The sequence below is a fragment of the Oscillibacter sp. ER4 genome (assembly GCF_000765235.1).
Lineage (GTDB): Bacteria > Bacillota > Clostridia > Oscillospirales > Oscillospiraceae > Hominicoprocola > Hominicoprocola fusiformis.
Genome location: NZ_JPJG01000102.1, coordinates 1 through 20,630 on the forward strand (window position 1 = coordinate 1; position 20,630 = coordinate 20,630).

The window sequence follows — 20,630 nt, forward strand, 5'->3', positions numbered from 1 at the left end:
CGTCAGCGTGGCGTTCGCCTTATCGCCATCAATGACGGCGTGGACAGTGCCAGAGGGGACGATGATTTTACCCCTTTCCGCAACATTATGAATGACAGCCTTGCATAAAGCATGACAAGAAAAACAGCGGTGCAGACAATTAGAAATCGAAAAAGCCACATTCCGATGACTGGGCAATCCAGCACATCAGAGTGTGGCTCTTTTTATAGGCGGTCAGAGTTGCTTTCGGTTTTCTTTTGTAAGGCCGGAGATAGACAGATAGGTGAAATGACTGTTGTGATAAGAGTTGAAATATGACGGTTTTCCCGTTTTTAAACGGCGTTTGAAGTGCTGGCTGTGTGTTTTCCTGTTCAGTCGGCAAAACGGCGCAGAACGCAAACAAAGGCCGATTTTTACCTTTTTTCTGCCGCCGTTTAGCAACCACTCTGCAAGGCATCGTTTGCCGTTGTTGGGTTATCCGTTATCGGGAAAATCCACGCGCCAATTAAGTAATTACAAAAGAAAGAATTACTGGCTCTGTAAATTATCTATCTATTTTAGCAATGCGCATTTTCATATGCTTTTCGGATTTCCTCCGGCAAGTGGTCGGGAATCAGTTCCTTTAGTCTGTCCTCACTGCCGTCCTTGATTGCCTGCTCATAATACCAGCACTTGAATTTCAGCATATTCAGCGCCCGGTTCATGTGCGCGATCTCCGCTTCCATGTGGGCTTTCCGTTCCTCAAACATGGCTTTTCGCTGCGGGTAGGTGGCCGATCCTTCTACACACCAATCCATTCCTAACGGATACCAACCGAAGAAGAATTGCTGTCAAAGTGATGGCAGTTTTTCTTTTTTGGCAAGTATTCAAGAAGTCATTAAGTCGTGAGTATAGTCGATGTGATAGAAAAATTATCTCATCATATCGGTTGCAACTTTTTTATGAACTCTATTGACAGCCCAGTCTCGACTGTATATAATAGCTATACACAGAATTAACAGAGGTGATGGCGTGAATATTTTGATTGATAATAAAAGTGGAACACCGATTTACGATCAGATATATTCTCAGATTAAAAGTCAAATTATCAGCGGCGCACTAAAGCAGGACGAATTGCTGCCGTCGATACGAGGTCTTGCGAAGGATCTTCGTATAAGCTTTATTACGACAAAGCGTGCATATGAAGAACTGGAAAGGGAAGGCTTTATTTACACTTTGCCTGCTAAGGGGTGCTATGTAGCTCCTAAAAACATAGAACTGCTGCGAGAAGAAAATCTGAAAAAGATTGAAGAGTATATTGATGAGATTGTCAAACTCGCTGTTTCCTGCAATCTAAGCAAACAGGAAATTATAGAAATGGTCAATTTCAGCCTGGAGGAACAATAATGAACGCACTTGAGATTAAGAATCTTACGAAGTCATACCCCGACTTTACGCTCGACAACTTAAATCTGACACTGCCAAGTGGCTGTATTATGGGGCTTGTTGGCGAGAATGGTGCCGGTAAAAGCACCACCATAAAGCTCATTCTTGATATGATTCACAAAGACAGTGGTAGTATTACCATTCTCGGAAGGGACAACGGGGACAATATTAAACTTACAAAAGAGGATATCGGCGTTGTGCTGGACGAGGTGGGTATCCCTGAATGTTTGACCGTTAATCAGGTCGGAAAGGTAATGAAGCATACCTTTCAAAACTGGAACGATGCCGAATATTCTCGACTGGTACAGAAACTTGCACTGCCGGACAAAAAGCAGTTCAAAGAATTTTCTCGTGGAATGAAGATGAAGCTGGGAATTGCCGTTGCCATGTCCCATAACAGTAAGCTACTGATTCTGGATGAAGCGACATCAGGGCTTGACCCAGTGGTTCGTGATGAAGTTGTTGAGATGTTTAGCGAGTTCACAAGAGATGAAAGCCACTCTGTTCTCATTTCTTCTCACATTGTCAATGATTTGGAAAAGCTTTGCGATTATATCGCATTTTTGCATAAAGGGAAGCTTTTGCTGTGTGAAGAAAAAGATTTATTGCGGGAGGAATATGGTCTTGTTCATTGTTCCATTGATGAATTTCAGGCGATTCCATTCAACTCCGTTAAGTATAAAAAAGAAAATGCTTACGGCGTGGAAGCAATGGTGTTGAGAAATGCTGTTCCTTCCGATATTCATATCAGCCCAATCAGTATCGAAGAACTGTTTGTATTTATGGTTAAGGAGGCGAAATAACATGAAGGGACTTCTATTGAAAGATTGGTATATGATACAGAAGTATTGCAGATCATACATTCTCATTACCGCTGTTATTATTGGGATATCCCTTGCAAATGGTGAGAATTTGTTTTTTACATTCTATCCCTGTATGTTGTGTGGTATGATCCCTGTTACCCTGCTTGGATATGATGAACGTAGTGGGTGGATGCAGTACAGCGGGACAATGCCCTATGCAAAAGAACAAATCGTTTCTGAAAAATACTTAATCGGGGTACTTGTTCAACTAACTATGTTGCTCGTTACGGGAATTGCACAAGCAACAAAAATGATGATTGCCGGTGATTTTGTTCTTGGAAAGCTTGCTGTCCTTATGCTGTTGATGCTGGTCGTATCAATGCTTGCGTCCTCCATACCGCTCCCGTTCATATTCAAACTGGGTGTGGAAAAAGGAAGGACTGCTTACTATGTGATGATCGGTTTTGTATGCGGTGCAAGTGTTTTGGCAACCAGTTTCTTCAGGAGTCAGCTTGGGATAGAAATCAAACCCAACTTGGTGTTGGCAATACTTGCTGTCGTTGGAGTCGGAACATATGCACTTTCTTGGCGTATGGCTATCACTTTTTATAAAAAGCGTGAGATACAATAATAAACCTTAGCTAAATGAAATGACTGTCAGTGTACCTCTTGAAGTTTTCAAGGCAAGTGAAATTGAGCAGAAAGAAGTGCAATGGCTGTGCTATCCGTATATTCCGTTCGGCAAAGTTACGCTGTTGCAGGGCAATCCCAGCGATGGAAAAAGCAAGCTAATGCTTTCCATTGCCGCCCTGCTCTCAAAGGGCGAACCTCTGCCCTTTACCGAAACGGAAGCAAACGAGCCTATGACTAACCGTTCTATGGGAAGACAATGAGACCGTCAGCGAGGTGCTTACAGCGGCGCAAAATGGTGCGATTGAAGTTTTTGCTTCGCGCTATGCCGGCTTTGAGCAGGTCGGCAGTCTGTCGCAGAGTTTTTCAAGAAACGATGTCCAGACAACGACGCAGCCGGGAGATATCGTTTTATATTCCGGCAATCAGCTTGTCATATTCTTCGGCTCCAATTCGTGGAGCTATACGCGTCTGAGCCACATTGAAGGACTTTCTACTGATGAACTGACCGCATTGCTGGACAAAGACGTAGCAGTTATTGAAATAAAAACGGCTAAAATAACAATCGATCATAAGGGCTTGGGACTTTCCCAAAAATGAAAACAGAGCGTTTCGGCAGTCAGCCGGAGCGCTCTGTTTTTCCGGTGTGGGGCCACACAGGATTTGCTTGCTACTCTGCAAGTAAATCCCGGTCAACCCACGCCGTTTTTCGCAAGTGTATCTACACTTGCTGTGCTTGCTCTTCCTCCAACAATCGCATTGACTCGAACGTTTGTTCTTGTTATAATTGGAATGAGAGATTGAAAAAAGCCTTGGAATGCAGTTGATTTTCATTGGCAAATGGCGGCATCGCCGCCTTGATTACCGGCTTGCACAGGCGAACGAGCCTGTCAAGGACGCGCAGCGAGGCAAAGCCAATTCCTTGACAGATTTGCTCGGCTGTGCTACCAGCCATCCCGAAATTACGGAGGACATACGAAGATGAAAACAGACAATTTCTGCAAAGAGAACCGTCCCGAAGCAAAGAAAAAATTGCGTCTGCCCGATCAGTTGGAGCTGGTGATGGAGGACGGGACTGTGTATCGTGTACGCAGCTTCTTTGTCGCAGAGCAGCAGATGGGGGACGTGCTGGATGCCCTCTCCCTCGAAAAAGTCAATCGGGAGAACTGAATCCCGGCACATTGCCCAGTGGAATCTATAGCCGTGCTGTGGTATAATCATTGCAGATTTCTGATTGTATCACGCACTGCATTTCGGGAGGTTAAATAAGAAAATGCAGGAAAATTATATCGTTGGTATTTACGCACGGCTGAGCCGGGACGATGAGCGTGCCGGGGAATCCGTGTCCATAGAAAATCAAAAGGAAATGCTCTCCCGCTATGTGCGGGAACAGGGTTGGACGCTGTACGATTATTACTGTGATGACGGCGTTTCGGGTACGACCTTCGACCGTCCGGGACTGAACCGACTGGTGCAGGACGCCACGGATCACAAGATCAATCTTGTCCTCTGCAAAGACCTATCGCGCCTCGGTAGAGATTACATCGAAGCGGGCAAGTACACAGACTTTGTGTTTCCGTCCCTCGGCTGTCGATTCATCGCTTTGAACGACGGCGTTGACACGCTCCGCAAGAACAATGAGATGCTGGTCATTCTGAAAAATGTGATGAATGACCTCTACGCGCGGGACACCAGCAGCAAGATCAAGGCGGTGAAGCTGTCCACGTTCAAGAGCGGCAAGTATGTCGGCTGCTATGCGCCCCTCGGCTATAAGAAAAGCGAGGCGGACAAGCACGTTCTTGAGATCGATCCGGTGACGGCTCCCGTGGTGCGGCACATCTTCGATCTGCGCTTGCAGGGGTACGGCTTCCGCAAGATCGCCTTGCAGCTCAACGCGGAAAAAGTCCCTGCGCCAAGGAGCTTCTATTACATGGCGGAGGGGCGGGAAAATCTGCGTGGCGAGACACCGTTCTGGAACGATGTGACGGTCAAAACCATTCTCCGCAATGAGGTTTATATCGGTCACATGGTACAGAACAAGACCGGCACGGTGTCCTACAAAAACCACAAACAGGTCAGCAAACCGGAATCCGAATGGATCAAGGTGGAAAACACCCATGAGCCGCTGATCCCACAAGAGACGTGGGACGCCGTGCAGCGGATGGACAACCACCCGGCAAGAGGGCGCAGCGGCAAGAGCGGCACGGTTGCCCTCTTTGGCGGTCTACTTCGGTGTATGGACTGTGGATCGTCCATGCGGTATATGCGGGACTATCGCAAAAAGGTTTCCGAGAAAGAGCCGGAATACAAGGCGTATGTCTGCAACCGCTACGCATCGGGCGGCAAAAATGCCTGTTCGTCCCATTACATCAACCAGAAGGTGCTGACGCAGATCGTCATGACAGACATTCGTTGCAAGGCAATGTGGGCGCAGAACAGCCGTGAGACGCTGAGGACGCAGCTTTTAGCGAGGGAACAGAACGCCAGCGTGGAGCGCACCAGAACATTGCAAGCAGAGCTGAACGCCATCGGCAAACGGCTTCCGGAGCTGGATAAGCTGATTCAGTCCGCTTATGAAGATAAGGTTTTGGGGCGCATCCCGGAAAGCGTGTGCGTTAATCTCCTCAATCGGTATGAGGCCGAGCGCCGGGAAAAGCAGGAGCGCCGCAAGGAACTGACAGAACAGCTTGCCGCCCGCCTCGAAACAGAATCCTCTGTGGACGCATGGCTGGACATGATGCAGGATTACGCCCAGCTTGAGGAATTAGACCGTCCCACGCTGGTGCGCCTGATTCAGAAAATTGAGATCAGCGAACGCTATACCGTGGACGATCACGAGGAACGCGATATTCACATCTACTACAATTTTGTCGGATATATTGAAGCATAAGCCGTCATTCTTTATTCGAGGTTGACTAACGAGATGTACAGCAAGGATATTTCCAAGAAAGTCCATTCCTCTTATCTTCTGAAAGCGCAGAAAGGACAGTTTACCGGGTGTCTTGCCCCGTTTGGGTATCGGAAAGACCCGGAGGACAAAAACCATCTGCTCATTGACGAGGAAACCGCCCCGATTGTGCGGCTGATTTTCGGATATGCCCTGAACGGTCATGGTCCGAACTATATCCGCAGACGGCTGGAGAAAGAAAAATCCCCTGCCCTACATGGTGGAACCGGGAACGGGGGCTTCGCAATACCCGCACCAAATGGGAAAAGAAAGACCCAGAAAACGGGCGGTATATGTGGGACTTCTCCGTTATCAAAGACCTTTTGATGAATCCCGTCTACACCGGGGCGATTGCTTCCCAGAAAAAGGACTACCGCTTCAAAATCGGCACGATTGGGGAAAAGAAGCCGGAGGACTGGATTGTGGTGGAGGGACAGCATGAACCGCTGATTGACAGCATGAGCTTTGACATTGTGCAGAACAAGCTGAAATCCCGCCAGCGTCCGGGGCAGACCAATGAAATCAGCCTGTTTGCCGGACTGTTAAAATGCGGCGAGTGTGGGAAGTCGCTGACGGTACGCTACACAAACGCTAAACATCCCCAGCGGATTTACTCCTGCAAGACCTACAATGCCTTTGGAAAGAACCACTGCACCCAGCACCGGATTGATTATGACACCCTTTACAGCCATGTGCTGCGGAAAATCCGGGAATGTGCCAGAGCTGCCCTGATGGACGGGGAAGCGGTTGCCGACCGCCTGACCAATACCTGTGAAGCCGAGCAGCGGGAACAGCGGGAAGCAATGGAACGCTCCCTTACAAGGGACGAGGAACGGATTGAGGTTCTGGACAAAATGGTCATGCGGCTTTATGAGGATATGATTGCAGGGCGTATCAGTGAGCAGAATTTCAACACCATGCTGGAAAAGACACAGACCGAGCAGACGGAGCTTAAAACAAAAGTGTCCGAGGGCAGAAAGCGGCTGTCCGATGAAGTCCAGCTTGCCAATGATGCAAAACAATGGGTGGAAGCCATTCAGGAATACGCCAACATCACAGAGCTGGACGCAGCCACCCTCAACCGCTTAATCAAAGAAATCGTTGTGCATGAGCGCATTGACGAAGATAAAACAAGACACATTTCTATCGAAATTCATTTTAATCTCAAACCCATCCCGGAGGTGGAACAGGTCACTGCCTGACCTGTCCCGCCGGGACGGTTCTCTTAACAACACCATATAGATTTTTTGTACGCCGCCGCCCGCCATCGAGCAGAGTTTTTACACCTAATTGGGGATGAAACAGCTGATGGCTGGCGGCGGCGTTGCACTGATCGGCACGACTCTGGTGCCGCTGCTTTCTGGACTTTTTGGTTAAACTACGGTATTCTGAAACTGAAAGGAAACGGAATCCAACACAATTCGAAAAAGTCAGTGGAAATCAATAGGAGCTGCGGTTTATAATCGCAAAACCTATTGATTTTTTTATGCGCTTGCGGTATCATGGAACCATGGAGGTGGTTCCTATGATAAACAGACCGCTTTACGTCGATAAAATTATGGCATACACCGATACACCTTTTGTAAAAGTGTTGACGGGTGTTCGCCGCTGCGGAAAATCCACAGTTCTTAAAATGATCATGGAGAAGCTGCAAAAGGAGCATGGCATTCCGTCTGAGCGGATTGTCAGTATGCGTTTCGATTCCATGGATTATGAGGATATGTCAGCAAAGGATATGTTCAAAGCTGTCAAAGAAAAGCTCAACCCAACTGGGAGAACGTATCTCTTTCTGGATGAGGTTCAGGAAATTGAGGGCTGGGAGAAAGTAGTAAACTCCCTGGCAACGGATTATGATGTTGACATTTATGTGACAGGTTCCAATTCCAGAATGATGTCTTCGGAAATAGCGACTTACCTGACGGGACGATATGTTTCCTTCCGTATCTATACGCTTTCGTTTCAGGAATATCTGGAATTCAAGAAGCAGTATACACAGGTAAAGGATATCCATGCTGAACTGGCAGACTATATCCGCTTGGGTGGCTTCCCTGCAACACACCTGCGAGAGTATTCACAGGATGAGGTTTATACGATTGTTCAGGATATCTATAATTCCACGATTTTCTCAGATATCGTAAAGAGAAACCAGATTCGTAAGATCGACCAGCTGGAGCGGGTGGTTCGGTACACATTTGCGAATGTGGGAAATTCATTCTCGGCAAAGTCAATTTCGGATTATCTGAAATCAGAGCATCGTTCTATCGACAATGAAACGGTGTACAGCTATCTGGAAAAACTGGAGAAAGCATATCTCCTTCATCGTTGCTCTCGCTATGACCTGCGTGGAAAGGAGATTCTGAAAACACAGGAGAAGTTTTATCTTGCCGATACTGCTTTGCGTTACAGTGTGCTGGGCTATACACCGGACAGCGTCGCTTCCAGTCTGGAAAATGTGGTGTATCTGGAGCTTTGCAGACGAGGCTATACCGTGACGATTGGGAAGACACCGGACGGTGAGGTCGATTTTGTGGCGCAAAAGCAAAATGACCGGTTGTATGTGCAGGTCACGCAGGAGATCAAATCCGAGAAGACAGAAAAGCGTGAGTATGAACGACTGCTGGAAATCCGGGATAACTATCCGAAGTATGTTTTGAGAACCGATGAATTTGCCGGAGGCAATTACCAAGGCATTAAGAGTATGCACATTGCAGATTTTCTATTGAGCACTGAATATTAACGATGAGGGCGGCGGTGAGCCGCCCTTTTTACATAGCCAGGTTTCTGATTGAAATTGGAGACCTGGCTATTTTTTTGTCCTTTTGCAGGTGCACATGCAGAGGGACATTTACTATTCATCAGCCCATAAGGGCGCAGCGTACAAGGAGGTACACATTTATGGCATTTTTCAACAGCGCAGTAACCGTTCTTCAGACCCTCGTCATCGCACTGGGTGCAGGTCTCGGTATCTGGGGAGCCATCAACCTGCTGGAAGGCTACGGCAACGACAACCCTGGTGCTAATGCTCATGTACGGTAAAGAAGCAAGCAACCGAAAACAAGAGATAGACCGCCAGCACCACACTATTCCGAACCAAAGAAAACAAAGACCAAAAGACAAGCATTGTGGAAATGTGCATAACAGGCTATGGAATCATGGATAACTCTATTCACAGAACATGGAAAAGCTAAAGTGCAGCTTTCCCACATTCTGCAAACAGAGTTACCCACAACTCCATAAGACAGCCAGTTATACACATTCCCACAATGCCGACTACTACGGAATCCCTCTCATACCTATCTACAAAAACACGATAAGGATTCAATACCTTAATTTGGAAATATTTGTTGGCAGAAAAAATACTTGCGTGCGCACGCATATTGATGTATGATACGTTCTGATTGGAGGTATATATCTATGCAACTATTAAAATGGCTTTCCGTAACAGACCGATTTTACAAAATCTATTTGGACAAGCAACTTGCCCCCTATGGAATCAACAACAGTCAATATATGTTCTTAATCAAAATCTGTCATTCGCCCGGTATTCTACAAGATTCTTTGTTGAATATGTTCTATGTTCATCCAAGCAATATTGTACGGACGGTTGCGACATTGGAAAAGCAGGGAATGATTACACGTTCTCCCAATGATAAGGATAAGCGGACATGTAAATTGTATCCTACAGAAAGAGCATTGTCTATTATTGACGAGATACAGATGATATGCGAAAAGACAGAAGCTCTTTTATTGCAGGGTATGAGCGAATCCGAGCAGAACCTTTTTATGGATTTCTTAATACAGGCGGGCAGAAATATCACATCGGAACTCCATATAGAGAGAAAGGGGGAGGAGTTCAATGACTGAAAATCCTCTGGGCTATGAAAAAATTCCAAAGCTGTTGAAAAATTTTGCTGTTCCCAGTATTGTGGCGTCTCTTGTCGGCTCAATCTACAATATTGTGGATCAGATTTTTATTGGTCAAGGGGTCGGTTATTTGGGAAATGCAGCAACCAATGTTGCCTACCCGTTTTCTACCATCTGCCTTGCCATTGCACTACTGGTCGGAATTGGCAGTGCTTCCCGTGTTTCCCTCTGTCTTGGATGCAAAGAGCCGAAAGCTGCCGCCAAAGCAGCGGGAAATGGTATTGTTCTGATGGGAATTTTCGGAATTATTTATTTGCTGGTTGGAGAAACTTTTCTGTCTTTGCTCCTAAAGGCATTTGGGGCAACGACAGATGTATTTCCATATGCAAAGCAGTATGCCAGCATAACATTGATTGGAATGCCGTTTCTCATTGTAACGAATGGTATGAGCAATTTGATTCGAGCAGATGGAAAACCAAAGTATTCAATGGTCTGCATGGTTGTGGGAGCTATTATCAATACCATTCTTGACCCCATTTTTATTTTTGTTTGCGATTGGGGAATTGCCGGCGCAGCTTGGGCAACGGTTATTGGGCAAATTTTTTCTTTCATACTCGCACTCCGTTATCTATGGCGTTTCCAAACAATCCATTTTGAAAAAGAGTCGTTTTTATTTGACATTAAAGAAAGCCTGAAAATTTGCAGCATGGGGATAAGCAGCAGCTCAAATCAGATTGCAGTTACCGTGATTCAAATCATTCAGTACAATTCGTTGACTTATTACGGCGCATTAACAAAATATGGAACGGATATTCCCTTGGCAGCTTGCGGAATTGTTATGAAAACAAATGCCATAATCCTTGCGATTGTTGTAGGAATCTCGCAAGGGATGCAGCCGATTATCGGTTTCAACTATGGAGCAAGGCAATATCATCGGGTACGGGAGGCTTACATGCTTGCAATAAAGTGGAATCTTGTTGTTTCCACTATTGCTTTTATCGCATTTCAATTTTTCCCGCAATCTATCATTTCACTATTCGGAGACGGGGACGAGCTGTATTTTGAATTTGCTGTTTTGTTCATGCGTACCTATCTTTTCATGGTGTTGGTAAATGGTGTGCAGTTGCTTTCTTCCAGCTTTTTTACCGCAATAGGAAAAGCGTTAAAAGGTGCTCTGTTGGCATTAACAAGGCAGACCTTTTTCTTGATTCCGCTTACCCTGCTGCTCCCGCTTCGTTTCGGAATTATGGGAGTATTGCTAGCGGGGCCTGTTGCTGATTTTTCAGCGTTTGTGCTATCTATTGTGTTAGTGGGAACAGAATTAAGAAAGCAAAAAAATGCAACACATATTAGTCCACAGTAAAATGAACGGGCTACGTCCGCTATTGACAGCCCCGCCTGTCTTTGCTTTTAGGCAGCTAAGGGGCGACAGCAAAAAGTGCTGCCGCCCCTTACATTATAAAAGCAACTATCAATCATGCACTACCCTTTTAGGAGGAAAGTGGGAATTTCCATGACCTGCACAAAAGATTACCGGGAACATATCGAGTATACCTTTCACGCCTTTTGCAAAGTCGTTATCCGCAACGCAACGATTACCGCAGCAAGGGCAAGGAGCAGAAAGTACAAAAGAGAAATATCCCTTGAATACCTCACAGAAGAAAATCACTACCCTTTAAGCACAGCAGATAAGTATTTCCAAGCCCCGGAGCCGGACGAGGAATACACGCTTACCCTTTGCGGCGATACCGTCATTTTCAGTAACGCCTTACTTGTGGAAGCTCTGTCACGGCTGGACACAAAGAAACGGGAAATGGTTTACCTGTCCTTTTTCCAGAAAGTGCCGCAGCATGAAATCGGCAGACGGTACGGGCGCAGCCGCAGCACAGCGGGCTATCATATCCGAAAAGCCCTGCGGCAGCTACAAGCGGAAATGAAGGGAATGGCGTATGAGGAATAGCAGACTTCTCCCCTATGAAACAATCGTACAAGCCGCCAGCGGGGAGCCGGAAGCGGTCAACACCATACGATATACCGCCCTTGTAAACGGACAGATAGACCAAGATACAGAGGACTATATAACCCAAACGCTGCTTACCGCACTTTTCAAGTTTCGTTTTGAGGGATAGCCCCACAGTCTACAACTGAATAACCACCGCTTTGTCGGCAACCGAAAGCAGTAAATCTATTCAATGGATTTGCTGCTTTTTTCGTTCCCATTTTGGCGTTTTTAGAAATCACCTGTATTAAAAACAAAAGAAAATTTGCCACCGGATTTGGCAAAATCCCATTTTAGCCGTGGAGGGTAACAAAGAAAAAAATCCTGCTATTGTCCGTCTTTTTTGCCTAGCCGGTTTTGTAGGAAGTGAACGGGAAAATTTCAATTCCTACCACCGCAGGTTTGGCAAAATTTCCTTTTGTGGTTTTGTAGGAAATGACGGGAAATTTACAAAAAATGCCGCCGCACTTTGCCTGTTCGGGATTTTCAATCGTATTAGTAACAAAGGCAGGACAGGATTTGAGGTTACTAAGAGCAAGATTCTACCGCAGTACCAAATTTCGCTGTTCGCTCATTTTGTCCTTGCGGGAATCTTGTTGGGGAGTGCCTTCCCCAAACCCTGCTTATGCGGCTTTTGCCGCTTATGTATTCGATTCTGTCTGAAAGCCTTTGGGAAAAACCAATTGCAACCGTTAAGTCGAAAAAGTATCTGACAGATTTTACAGGAATGAAGCCTGTAGAGCAGCGCAATAGCGATGAAGCATACCTTTCTGATGATGTCAGCTTTGTCATTGCACATAATAAAAAAGCGAATGATACAGTGGAAATATTCAGCCTGCTGTCTTATACGAATGTGAGTGTGCTTCCATTTACCGAAGATATTCCATTGGAGGCAATTGCATTTCTCGATCCGACCATTGAGAAATTGTGCTTTGAGCAGACAGAGGGAAAAACATTTATCCACTTAAAGTTTAAGGATGAAGAAGAGATTATCCTGAATAATGCGGCAGATCTTGAGCAGTATCTGTCCTCTGGTACGATTAAGGGCATTATTACATTCTCGATGGTAAAGGAAGTTCTTCATTCAGGTGGTTATCTTCTGGTAGATGAAATAGAGAATCATTTCAACAAGGAAATTGTAACGACCTTAGTGCGCTTTTTTATGGATAGCCGCCTGAACAAAAATGGCGGAACGCTTATTTTCACTACGCATTATCCGGAACTGCTGGATGAATATGACCGAAATGACGGAATTTGTATTGTAAGAAACCGTAATGGCATTACAGCAGAAAATTTGAGCTATATATTGAAACGTAATGATATTAAAAAGAGTGATGCCTACCAGAGCGGTTTCCTGGAGGGAACAACGCCAGCATATGAAGCGTATATGCGCCTGAAGAAAAGCCTGGCTGCTTCAATCAATTAAGGAGGCAGCAGAATGGAATTAGCAAAATACAAGGCGTGTATATGTGAAGGATCTGCCGAGGAAGCTATTATCGACATACTGGTTGATAATGATCTTCTGATTTTCAAAAGAGAAGAAATGTTGGAAGAACGTGTTATCCGTTGCAGAAGTGCTAAACGATTCGAGGAGCGATACTTACGGAAAGGATTCGATGAGCAGATTTCTGTGATACGGATTTTGGATTCTCGCAGAGAGGAATTTCGATTGAGTAAAGCATATGAGCAGAAAATTGACGTGGTAAATGTCATTACTGCTCCAGAAATTGAAATGCTGATTATTCATGCGGAAGGAGCATATGATCAGTTTAAGCGTTCTGGAAAAAACCAAGCGAATTTTGTAAAACAAATCTTCGGATGCATGATGTGAAGTCGTATGATTTTGTGAAGCAGTATTTCAGTAACCCTCGGTTCTTGGTGAAAGCCATAAAAGAGTATCGCAGAACAGCAAATATCCCCAAAGGAGAATACAGCTTGTCTGATTTGCTGAGATGAGCTTGGAATGCTCTTTAATACATTGGCCGTGACTCAAACGGTCACCAGGAGATAAACGGGTACCAGTTTACAGAAAACAGAATAGAATCATTTTTGATGCCTCGTTGGGAAACCAACGGGGTATTTTTTTGCCCCAATCAGGCTGCACAGAGCACTGAAAAAATCAAAACGAACCGTATGTAGTCCTGCAAGGACAACCAAAGTGCGCCTACGAGGCCAACGCGAAATAGGAGGATTCTTGTTAAACTTATTTTGTAAGGACGAAAGTCCGGATGTCCCTTGAAAACTGAATACTCATTCTTCAGGTACATTCCTGTTTGGTCGAGCCTTCGACTGCACGCCATGAAGCCCATCGGGGCGATAGCGGTTTCGCAGAAGCAAATGCCGGATTGCAACCGGCGGCGGTGTTAAAGCCAGACAGGGACAATGATACTTCCGTAATTCGCGGTCCGGCCATAAGGAAGGCGGGATGGTTAAATTCCAATGGAGCAGTGAAGCACACTGCCGCCTGTGAGAAATCCTACATCTCTGGGGTGATAAGAAAAAGTACAGAGAAACCATATTTTCAGAAAGCACTGCCGGGTGCTGTATCAGCATGATACCTGGCAGGCTTTATCCATATCAGTGTATGGAGATTGGAGACAACAGCAAATGAAAGAAAACTGGGTTTATCGGCGAGGTGATTTATATCTCGCCAATCTCGGTGTTCCGGTCGGATCAAAGCAGGGCGGTGTTCGTCCTGTTGTGGTTCTTCAGAATGATGTCGGCAATTATTATGCGCCGACGATCACGATTGCTCCGCTGACATCGAAAATTGAGAAGAAGCGAAAGCAGCCAACGCATTTCTTTCTCCGTAAGGCAAAGGGACTGGCAAAACCGTCTATGGTATTGGCAGAACAGCTCGACACCTGTGACAAGGTATGCGTGATTCGCTATCTTGGGCGGGTAAGTAAGGGGCAGATGCGTGGGATTGATGAGGCTGTAAGGATTCAGCTTGGTTATTACATTCCGGAACAGGTAGAGAAAAAAAGACAAGGCAAATGCCGAAAGGATGGCGAAGAAGGCGATGGATAAACTGATTACAAGGAAGGAAGCAGCAAGTATACTGGGAATCAGCGTAAAAACACTGGATGCTGCAAGAACAGACGGTTTGATCTCCTATGTTCAGTATGTGGAAAACGGCTGCGTTTATTTCACAGAAGTGGGGATTCAGGAGTACATTGCAAAATGTACGCACCGTGCAAAACCGATGGAACGTGCTGTGACATATGCAACACCCTCTGTTACTCCTGGTCGCCGTTTTCCTCGGCGGCCTTTTTCATTTTCTCCAGCATCTGCCGATCCAGTTCGTTGCGCCGCTGAATACGCTCCAAATCGGAAAGGACTTCCACTTCCCTATCCTGCAACTTGGCACCTGCGTAGTAGGCCAGTTCCTTTTCAATCCAGCGGTCAAAGGATTCTTGATCGGTCCAATAGGTTTCCAACTTTTCACGCTCATCCCGGAACTCTTCCAAAATCAGGCACAGGGAATCATTCATCTCGGCGGAGTGGTCATTTCCTTTGAATTTCAGGGAGCAGGACCATTCTTCGCTGTGGGGCGGGCGCTGGACATCGATCTCGAACCGGATACCGGCCTTCTTGTTTAATTGGTAAAGAACCGCAATCACATCAGACAGGCTGTCCAGCTGGATTTCGGGTTTTTGGTAGCCAATCAGGTCTGCCGGAGATATGTTTAAGATTTTGGCGATGGCATTGATCATCGCTATGGATGGCTCAATTTCGCCGCTTTCGTATTTTTGAACTGTGCGCATCGTCTTGTCCAGACGCTGTGCCAGTTCTGTTTGGCTCAAGTGGGCCGCCTTGCGGGCTGCCTTGATTCTCTCGCCAATTTCAGCTGGGTTGCTGTGCATTGTCATCACCTCGTCTGTATTGTAACACGAAGCTGTGCGAATAACAAGGTCGTAATACGAATAACTTTTTCGCATTTAGTGTTGACAAGCTGTTCTGGATGGCTTATAATCAAAATACGAACTAATAATTCGCATATCAGCAATAAGGAGGTCATTCACATGGAGAAGAAAGTTTATGTCGAACTGCCGCCCTTCACTGGACGCAATGTCCCCATCACCGAGATTGCAGCCGCCATGCACAAGGATGCCCAGTATGTGCGCATTGGGTTGCAGCAGGGAATCCTGAAATTCGGCTATGCGATCAAGCTGGAGAACTCCAACGAGTACAACTACTACTGTCCTGACAGAAAGGTGTGGGAGGAAATTGGATACTTCCAGCCGGAAACCGCATAAAAAAAGAGCCCTCATCCTGGCAGATGAGAACTCTTGGCGGACAGTACAAACGGCAGCTGCCGTGTGACTATCACTCAGCAAGGATATTATAACACGACAGCTGCCAAATTCAACAATTATTTAAGGAGGAACAGAATTTGACAGCTTTACCAGACAGCATCATACAAAATGGTCTGTTCTGTTGCTGGAAGTACGAGGAACGGAATGGGCGGAAAACGAAGGTGCCATACCAGCCGGAAACCGGCCTGGGAGCGAAAAGCAACGATCCTTCCAGCTTTGTACCTTATAAAACGGCAGTGCAGGCCAGCGGATATGATGGCATAGGAATTGGCATTTTCAACGGCATCTGTGCGATTGACCTGGACAACTGCGTGTCGGACAGCGGCTATTACACCCAGATCGCCGCAGAAATTGTGGCCTTAATGCACAGCTATACCGAGTACAGTCCCAGCGGCAACGGTCTGCACATCCTCTTTTCGGCAAAAGGCTTTCAGTATGATACCAAGCGATTCTACATTATGAACCATCGGACTGGAATTGAGGTGTATGTGGCAGGAGCAACCAACAAATATGTCACCGTAACCGGAAACCGCTGTGAGGACTATGAGTATGGTGACCGGACCCAGGAGCTGTATGTGTTACTGAACAAGTTCATGCGCAGGCCAGAGATAGGCGCAGAAAATGCAATAAATGCAAAAAACTCTGATTTAAGCATGGAGCAGCTTCTGCAACTGGCAAAAAGCAGTAAGAACGGGACAGCGTTCACAGCCCTGTGGGATGGCTCCCTGGAGGGATATTCATCCCCGTCGGAAGCTGACCTGGCACTGTGCAGTCACCTTGCCTTTTGGACAGGACGGGATGCCGCCAAGATGGACACTATGTTCCGGCAGTCGGGATTGATGCGGGATAAATGGGATCGACAGCAATCCGGCACAACGTATGGTGCAATCACCATTCAGAAGGCAATCGAGCATTGCCGGGAGATTTACACTCCAAAAGCGGAACCGCCACCGGTTTTTCAACCTATTGTTCCGCTGACGCCACAGTGGAGTGACCTGCCTGCATTTCCGGTAGACGCTCTCCCGGATGTGATTCGGAATTATGTGAGTGCGGTAGCTGAACACAGTCAGACTGCCCCTGACATGGCAGCGGTAATCAGCCTGGGGGTGCTGGCTACCTGCTTACAAGGGAAATACAAGATAGAGGGAACGCCGGGATACTTCGAGCCCTTAAGTCTGTACACAGTAGTAATCGCTGCCCCAGGGGAGCGAAAGTCCAGCGTCATGCGGGATATGACCACATTCCTTTATGAGTATGAGCAGGAATATAACAAGGCGCACAGCATGGAAATACGGGAAAACCATTTGCAGCGGGAATCTCTGGAGCGCCAGATCTCCGGTCTGCAAAAGAAGCTGGAGCGCAAGGAAAGTCAGGAAATGGAATTGGAGTTACGGCAGCTTCAGGAGCAGCTGGAAGAAACTCCAGAACTAAAGCCGGCTCGCTTTTTTGCGGACGATTGTTCCAGTGAAGCTCTGACCAGCTTAATGGCAGCCAACAACGGAGTGTTCTCCGTGATCTCCACCGAGGGCGGTATCTTTGACATCATGGCCGGACGGTATTCCAACAAATCCAACATTGATGTCTGGCTGAAAGGTCATTGTGGAGATGCCATTTATGTGGATCGAATGACCCGTGAAGCAGAGTGCATCATGCACCCGGCACTGTCGGCTATCCTCTCTATTCAGCCCAGTGTGCTGGATGAAATCATGTCCAATACCACCATGACCGGACGGGGCTTAATTGCCCGCTTCCTGTATGCGTCCCCACCATCCAGAATTGGCAGCCGGGTCTTTCGTACCCAGCCGATTCCGCCCGAAATAACCGCCGCTTATCGCAGCTTGATTTTTCGCCTGATGGCTCTGCCGATTGCTGGAGATGCCCAGACGGTACACCTTTCCGAAAAAGCCTTTGACCTGATGGCCGATTACTTTCAGGAACATGAGAAGTTTCTGGTGGGCGAGGGACAGGCAATTTCCGATTGGGCAAGCAAATATATCGGTGCCGTACTCCGGATTGCGGGATTGTTGCACTGTGCTGATATGGAAGATGACAAAACAGAAGTGACAGCTTCTACGATGAGCAAGGCGATTCAGATCGGCAAATATTTTCTGGCTCATTCCACCTACGCCTATTCCATGATGGGCACTGACTTAACCATCCAGAAAGCCAAATTTGTCTTGGCAAAGCTGAAAAAGAAGAACGTATCGGTGATCAAGCGTTCTGAGCTTTTTCAGATGTGTCGGGGAAAGTTCTTCAAGAAAACGGAGGAGATTTTTCCGACACTGGAACTGTTGGAGGGACATGGATACATCCGGTTGGAAGAACCAGAACGCCAGTCGGTGGGCAGACCAGCCGATGTGAAAATCATTGTGAACCCCGCCGCATGAAACCGCAATTTTCTGCATTTATTGCATTTCCTGCACAGAGTTGCACTCTGGTATCGCACCACCGTCCCCATCGAAAAATCCGCAGATTTGGAGATGGATGGTTCGGGAGAATCCGGTGGATTTTCCCGAACCGTGGGCGGCAGGATTGCTTACAAGAGCAAGGATGCCGACAACACCTGACTTGCTGTGTGGAACATACACGCAAGGCAGGGAGGCTCCCGCAGGAGCCGCATCACCCTCGGAGAGCCCACGATACTTTGCAGCCGCAGGATGAAAGTATCATAGTGGGTTATTACACTTCCGCAGGAAGTGCGCCCCGGCCCGCAGGCCGTACAAACGTGAAAGGAGCTCTATGGCGAGAAACGACGGGATTGACCGTACCAGTGCAAGAAACGTAAACCTGACCGCTGCCAAAATAGGCAATGCCCAGCGGCACAACGAACGAGAAAAAGAATCCTATACCAACCCAGATATTATACCGGAACGTACATCTCAGAACATCCATTTTAAGAAGCCCACCGCCGGATATGCAGAGATGTTTGCACAGATGGAAAAGGATGGTGTAATCTCCACTCGTGGCCTGAAAACGGATGCCAACCTTTACGGGGAATTGATTTTTGATGTAAACTCCGCCTACTTCTATAACCATGGCGGATATGAGTTTGCCAAGCGATTTTATGAGGACGCTTACAGGGCTGCCATAGAGATCATTGGCGGCGAACAGTATATTCTCCCCGCTGTTATGCACGCCGATGAGCGCAACCGGGCTATGTCCGAAGCACTGGGGCAGGATGTGTTCCACTATCATCTCCATGTGGTCTATGTCCCAGTTGTGGAGAAGCAGATCCTCTGGTCCAAGAGGTGCAAAGACAAGTCTCTTGTGGGAACAATCAAGGAAACCATTATGCAGGTGAGCAGCAGCAAAAAATGGCTGTCCAAACCGGCATTGGATGAACAGGGTGTACCTATTCTCCAGAAGAATGGCAAGCCGGTACTGCGGAAGTCTTATAGTGTCCTCCAGGATGATTTCTTCCAAGCCATGCGCAATGCCGGATATTCTGATGTGGAGCGTGGAGAACGGGGCAGCTCCGAGGAACACTTGACCGTGACACAGTTCAAGGTGGAACGGGAACAGGAGCGATTGGAACAACTCACAGCACAAACTCAGCAGAAAGAGCAGCAGGCAGCGTCTCTGGAAAAGAAGATTGAGAATATTCAAAAACAGCAGATTGCCGTTCAGAAAGTGGAGCAAATAGAACCCCATGCAGTTCCGTTTTCCTCTAAAGTTATGCTGGATCGTTCTGAATATGAAAACCTGGCAGCTGCGGCAAAGAAGTTCTATGTTCAGGAGCGCAAGGAATCCAAACTGCAAAAAGCTTTGGATGCAGCGTTGAAAATGATAAGTGAGTTGAAGGCAAAGGTCGCTGCATTGACCGCAGAGCTGGCAGAGTACAAGTCTGTTCGTGGTCAACTTCGCACAGCGGACTTGGAAAAGGAAAATAGTGAGCTTCGTAGTAAAATCCGGAAATATGAAGATGTAATTTCTCGGAATAATTTGTGGTCGTATTTTTTACGGCACAAGGAGAAAGTATCTACAAAGATTAACGAAAGATAAAGCAAACCATATTCCCCTTCGAATTAAGCGAAGGAGGGGAATTCGTTTTGCTGAAACAATTGAAAAAATCACGGATTCGTGATAATATATATATGAATTGGTGACAAAGATGCAAATTTGACTCAGGAGGTGTGGTATGGCCATTTGTTACGACAGACTATTCCACATGATGATAGATAAGAAAATTACCAATGCTCAGTTAAAAGAGATGACCGGAGTAAGCGGAAACATAATTTGGTAAATGGTTTAAAAGAGACCGTAGATATCGAATCAGAATATGTGTTTCCACTTATAAAAAGCAGTATGTTCAAGGCTCCGGTTGTTGACAATTTTAAAAAATATGTAATTGTCACACAGAAAAAAGTTCGGGAGGATACCGCTCACATAGAGAGGGACGCGCCTAAAACATGGGCATATTTGACATCGCATAAAGAGTATTTTTCAAAAAGGAAAAGTTCTATTTATAAGGATGCTCCCGATTATTCCATGTTTGGAATTGGTGATTACTCATATGCACAATACAAGGTTGGAGTGAGTGGGTTCTATAAAAAGCCCCTATTTTCTGTGCTTTGACGGAGTTCAGCCTGTTCGGAGAAAAGCTCTACCTGTCCCCAATTCTCGATCTGCACAGCAGCGATCTGGTCAGCTATACCATATCGGAT

At 46.5% G+C, this 20,630-nt stretch carries 21 protein-coding genes and 4 pseudogenes; 23 read left to right on the forward strand and 2 right to left on the reverse strand.

Going from position 1 to position 20,630, the window contains the following annotated elements; genetic code table 11:
• Positions 1–536 precede the first annotated feature (536 nt).
• Positions 537–728: a hypothetical protein gene (locus NI20_RS0112855; RefSeq protein WP_197055401.1), complete on the reverse strand. Its 192-nt coding sequence runs from the start codon at positions 726–728 to the stop codon at positions 537–539.
• 262 nt (positions 729–990) lie between these two features.
• Here NI20_RS0112855 and NI20_RS0112860 point away from each other — a divergent pair, with 262 nt between their 5' ends.
• The 19 genes and pseudogenes from NI20_RS0112860 to NI20_RS15770 form a co-directional block, all read left to right on the forward strand.
• Positions 991–1,365: a GntR family transcriptional regulator gene (locus NI20_RS0112860; RefSeq protein ID WP_033121791.1), complete on the forward strand. Its 375-nt coding sequence runs from the start codon at positions 991–993 to the stop codon at positions 1,363–1,365.
• A complete protein-coding gene (locus tag NI20_RS0112865; RefSeq protein ID WP_033121792.1) occupies positions 1,365–2,207 on the forward strand; it encodes an ABC transporter ATP-binding protein in 843 nt (280 codons plus the stop codon). Before NI20_RS0112860 ends, NI20_RS0112865 begins: the two co-directional genes overlap by 1 nt.
• Position 2,208: 1 nt before the next feature.
• A complete protein-coding gene (locus NI20_RS0112870; protein WP_033121793.1) occupies positions 2,209–2,838 on the forward strand; it encodes an ABC-2 transporter permease in 630 nt (209 codons plus the stop codon).
• A 19-nt stretch (positions 2,839–2,857) separates the two neighbouring features.
• A complete protein-coding gene (locus NI20_RS0112875; RefSeq protein ID WP_033121794.1) occupies positions 2,858–3,100 on the forward strand; it encodes an AAA family ATPase in 243 nt (80 codons plus the stop codon).
• A 13-nt stretch (positions 3,101–3,113) separates the two neighbouring features.
• Positions 3,114–3,437: a cyclophilin-like fold protein gene (locus tag NI20_RS15470; protein WP_052084713.1), complete on the forward strand. Its 324-nt coding sequence runs from the start codon at positions 3,114–3,116 to the stop codon at positions 3,435–3,437.
• A 381-nt stretch (positions 3,438–3,818) separates the two neighbouring features.
• Positions 3,819–4,007, forward strand: coding sequence for a hypothetical protein (locus NI20_RS0112885; RefSeq protein WP_033121795.1), 189 nt, complete (start codon positions 3,819–3,821; stop codon positions 4,005–4,007).
• A gap of 103 nt (positions 4,008–4,110) precedes the next feature.
• Positions 4,111–5,727, forward strand: a complete 1,617-nt coding sequence (locus tag NI20_RS0112890; protein ID WP_033121796.1) for a recombinase family protein — start codon at positions 4,111–4,113, stop codon at positions 5,725–5,727.
• Between the two features lie 24 nt (positions 5,728–5,751).
• A pseudogene (locus NI20_RS13900) lies at positions 5,752–6,986 on the forward strand (recombinase family protein); the annotation flags it as partial.
• A 91-nt stretch (positions 6,987–7,077) separates the two neighbouring features.
• Positions 7,078–7,161, forward strand: a pseudogene (locus NI20_RS14785) (Maff2 family mobile element protein); the annotation flags it as partial.
• 148 nt (positions 7,162–7,309) lie between these two features.
• On the forward strand, positions 7,310–8,521 hold the full coding sequence (locus tag NI20_RS0112900) for an ATP-binding protein (protein WP_033121797.1): 1,212 nt from the start codon (positions 7,310–7,312) through the stop codon (positions 8,519–8,521).
• A gap of 158 nt (positions 8,522–8,679) precedes the next feature.
• Positions 8,680–8,808, forward strand: a pseudogene (locus tag NI20_RS14790) (Maff2 family mobile element protein); the annotation flags it as partial.
• 390 nt (positions 8,809–9,198) lie between these two features.
• A complete protein-coding gene (locus tag NI20_RS0112910; RefSeq protein ID WP_033121799.1) occupies positions 9,199–9,648 on the forward strand; it encodes a MarR family winged helix-turn-helix transcriptional regulator in 450 nt (149 codons plus the stop codon).
• The gene (locus NI20_RS0112915; protein ID WP_033121800.1) at positions 9,641–11,011 is read left to right on the forward strand and encodes an MATE family efflux transporter; all 1,371 of its coding nucleotides are present in this window, start codon (positions 9,641–9,643) and stop codon (positions 11,009–11,011) included. The genes NI20_RS0112910 and NI20_RS0112915 overlap by 8 nt, the downstream gene beginning before the upstream one ends.
• Before the next feature lie 150 nt (positions 11,012–11,161).
• Positions 11,162–11,608, forward strand: coding sequence for an RNA polymerase sigma factor (locus tag NI20_RS0112920; protein WP_033121801.1), 447 nt, complete (start codon positions 11,162–11,164; stop codon positions 11,606–11,608).
• Positions 11,598–11,777, forward strand: coding sequence for a helix-turn-helix domain-containing protein (locus NI20_RS0112925; RefSeq protein ID WP_033121802.1), 180 nt, complete (start codon positions 11,598–11,600; stop codon positions 11,775–11,777). Before NI20_RS0112920 ends, NI20_RS0112925 begins: the two co-directional genes overlap by 11 nt.
• Before the next feature lie 513 nt (positions 11,778–12,290).
• Positions 12,291–13,073, forward strand: coding sequence for an ATP/GTP-binding protein (locus NI20_RS0112930; RefSeq protein WP_033121809.1), 783 nt, complete (start codon positions 12,291–12,293; stop codon positions 13,071–13,073).
• Positions 13,074–13,085: 12 nt separating this feature from the next.
• Entirely contained in the window at positions 13,086–13,478 is a 393-nt protein-coding gene (locus tag NI20_RS13905; RefSeq protein WP_369699420.1) for a hypothetical protein, read from the forward strand.
• Between the two features lie 776 nt (positions 13,479–14,254).
• On the forward strand, positions 14,255–14,677 hold the full coding sequence (locus tag NI20_RS0112940; RefSeq protein ID WP_033121803.1) for a type II toxin-antitoxin system PemK/MazF family toxin: 423 nt from the start codon (positions 14,255–14,257) through the stop codon (positions 14,675–14,677).
• A pseudogene (locus NI20_RS15770) lies at positions 14,670–14,882 on the forward strand (DNA-binding protein); the annotation flags it as partial. The gene NI20_RS0112940 and the pseudogene NI20_RS15770, both read left to right, overlap by 8 nt.
• A 4-nt stretch (positions 14,883–14,886) precedes the next feature.
• Here the strand turns inward: NI20_RS15770 and NI20_RS0112945 are convergent.
• Positions 14,887–15,513: a helix-turn-helix domain-containing protein gene (locus NI20_RS0112945; RefSeq protein ID WP_052084714.1), complete on the reverse strand. Its 627-nt coding sequence runs from the start codon at positions 15,511–15,513 to the stop codon at positions 14,887–14,889.
• Between the two features lie 159 nt (positions 15,514–15,672).
• Between NI20_RS0112945 and NI20_RS0112950 the strand changes: the two genes are divergently transcribed.
• The 4 genes from NI20_RS0112950 (at position 15,673) to NI20_RS0112975 (ending at position 20,541) form a co-directional block, all read left to right on the forward strand.
• Entirely contained in the window at positions 15,673–15,906 is a 234-nt protein-coding gene (locus tag NI20_RS0112950; RefSeq protein WP_033121804.1) for a hypothetical protein, read from the forward strand.
• Between the two features lie 137 nt (positions 15,907–16,043).
• Complete coding sequence (locus NI20_RS14360) at positions 16,044–18,353, forward strand: DUF3987 domain-containing protein (protein WP_052084715.1); 2,310 nt, start codon at positions 16,044–16,046, stop codon at positions 18,351–18,353.
• Between the two features lie 352 nt (positions 18,354–18,705).
• Positions 18,706–19,968, forward strand: a complete 1,263-nt coding sequence (locus NI20_RS0112965) for a plasmid recombination protein (RefSeq protein WP_033121805.1) — start codon at positions 18,706–18,708, stop codon at positions 19,966–19,968.
• Between the two features lie 234 nt (positions 19,969–20,202).
• A complete protein-coding gene (locus NI20_RS0112975) occupies positions 20,203–20,541 on the forward strand; it encodes a hypothetical protein (RefSeq protein ID WP_033121806.1) in 339 nt (112 codons plus the stop codon).
• Positions 20,542–20,630 lie beyond the last annotated feature (89 nt).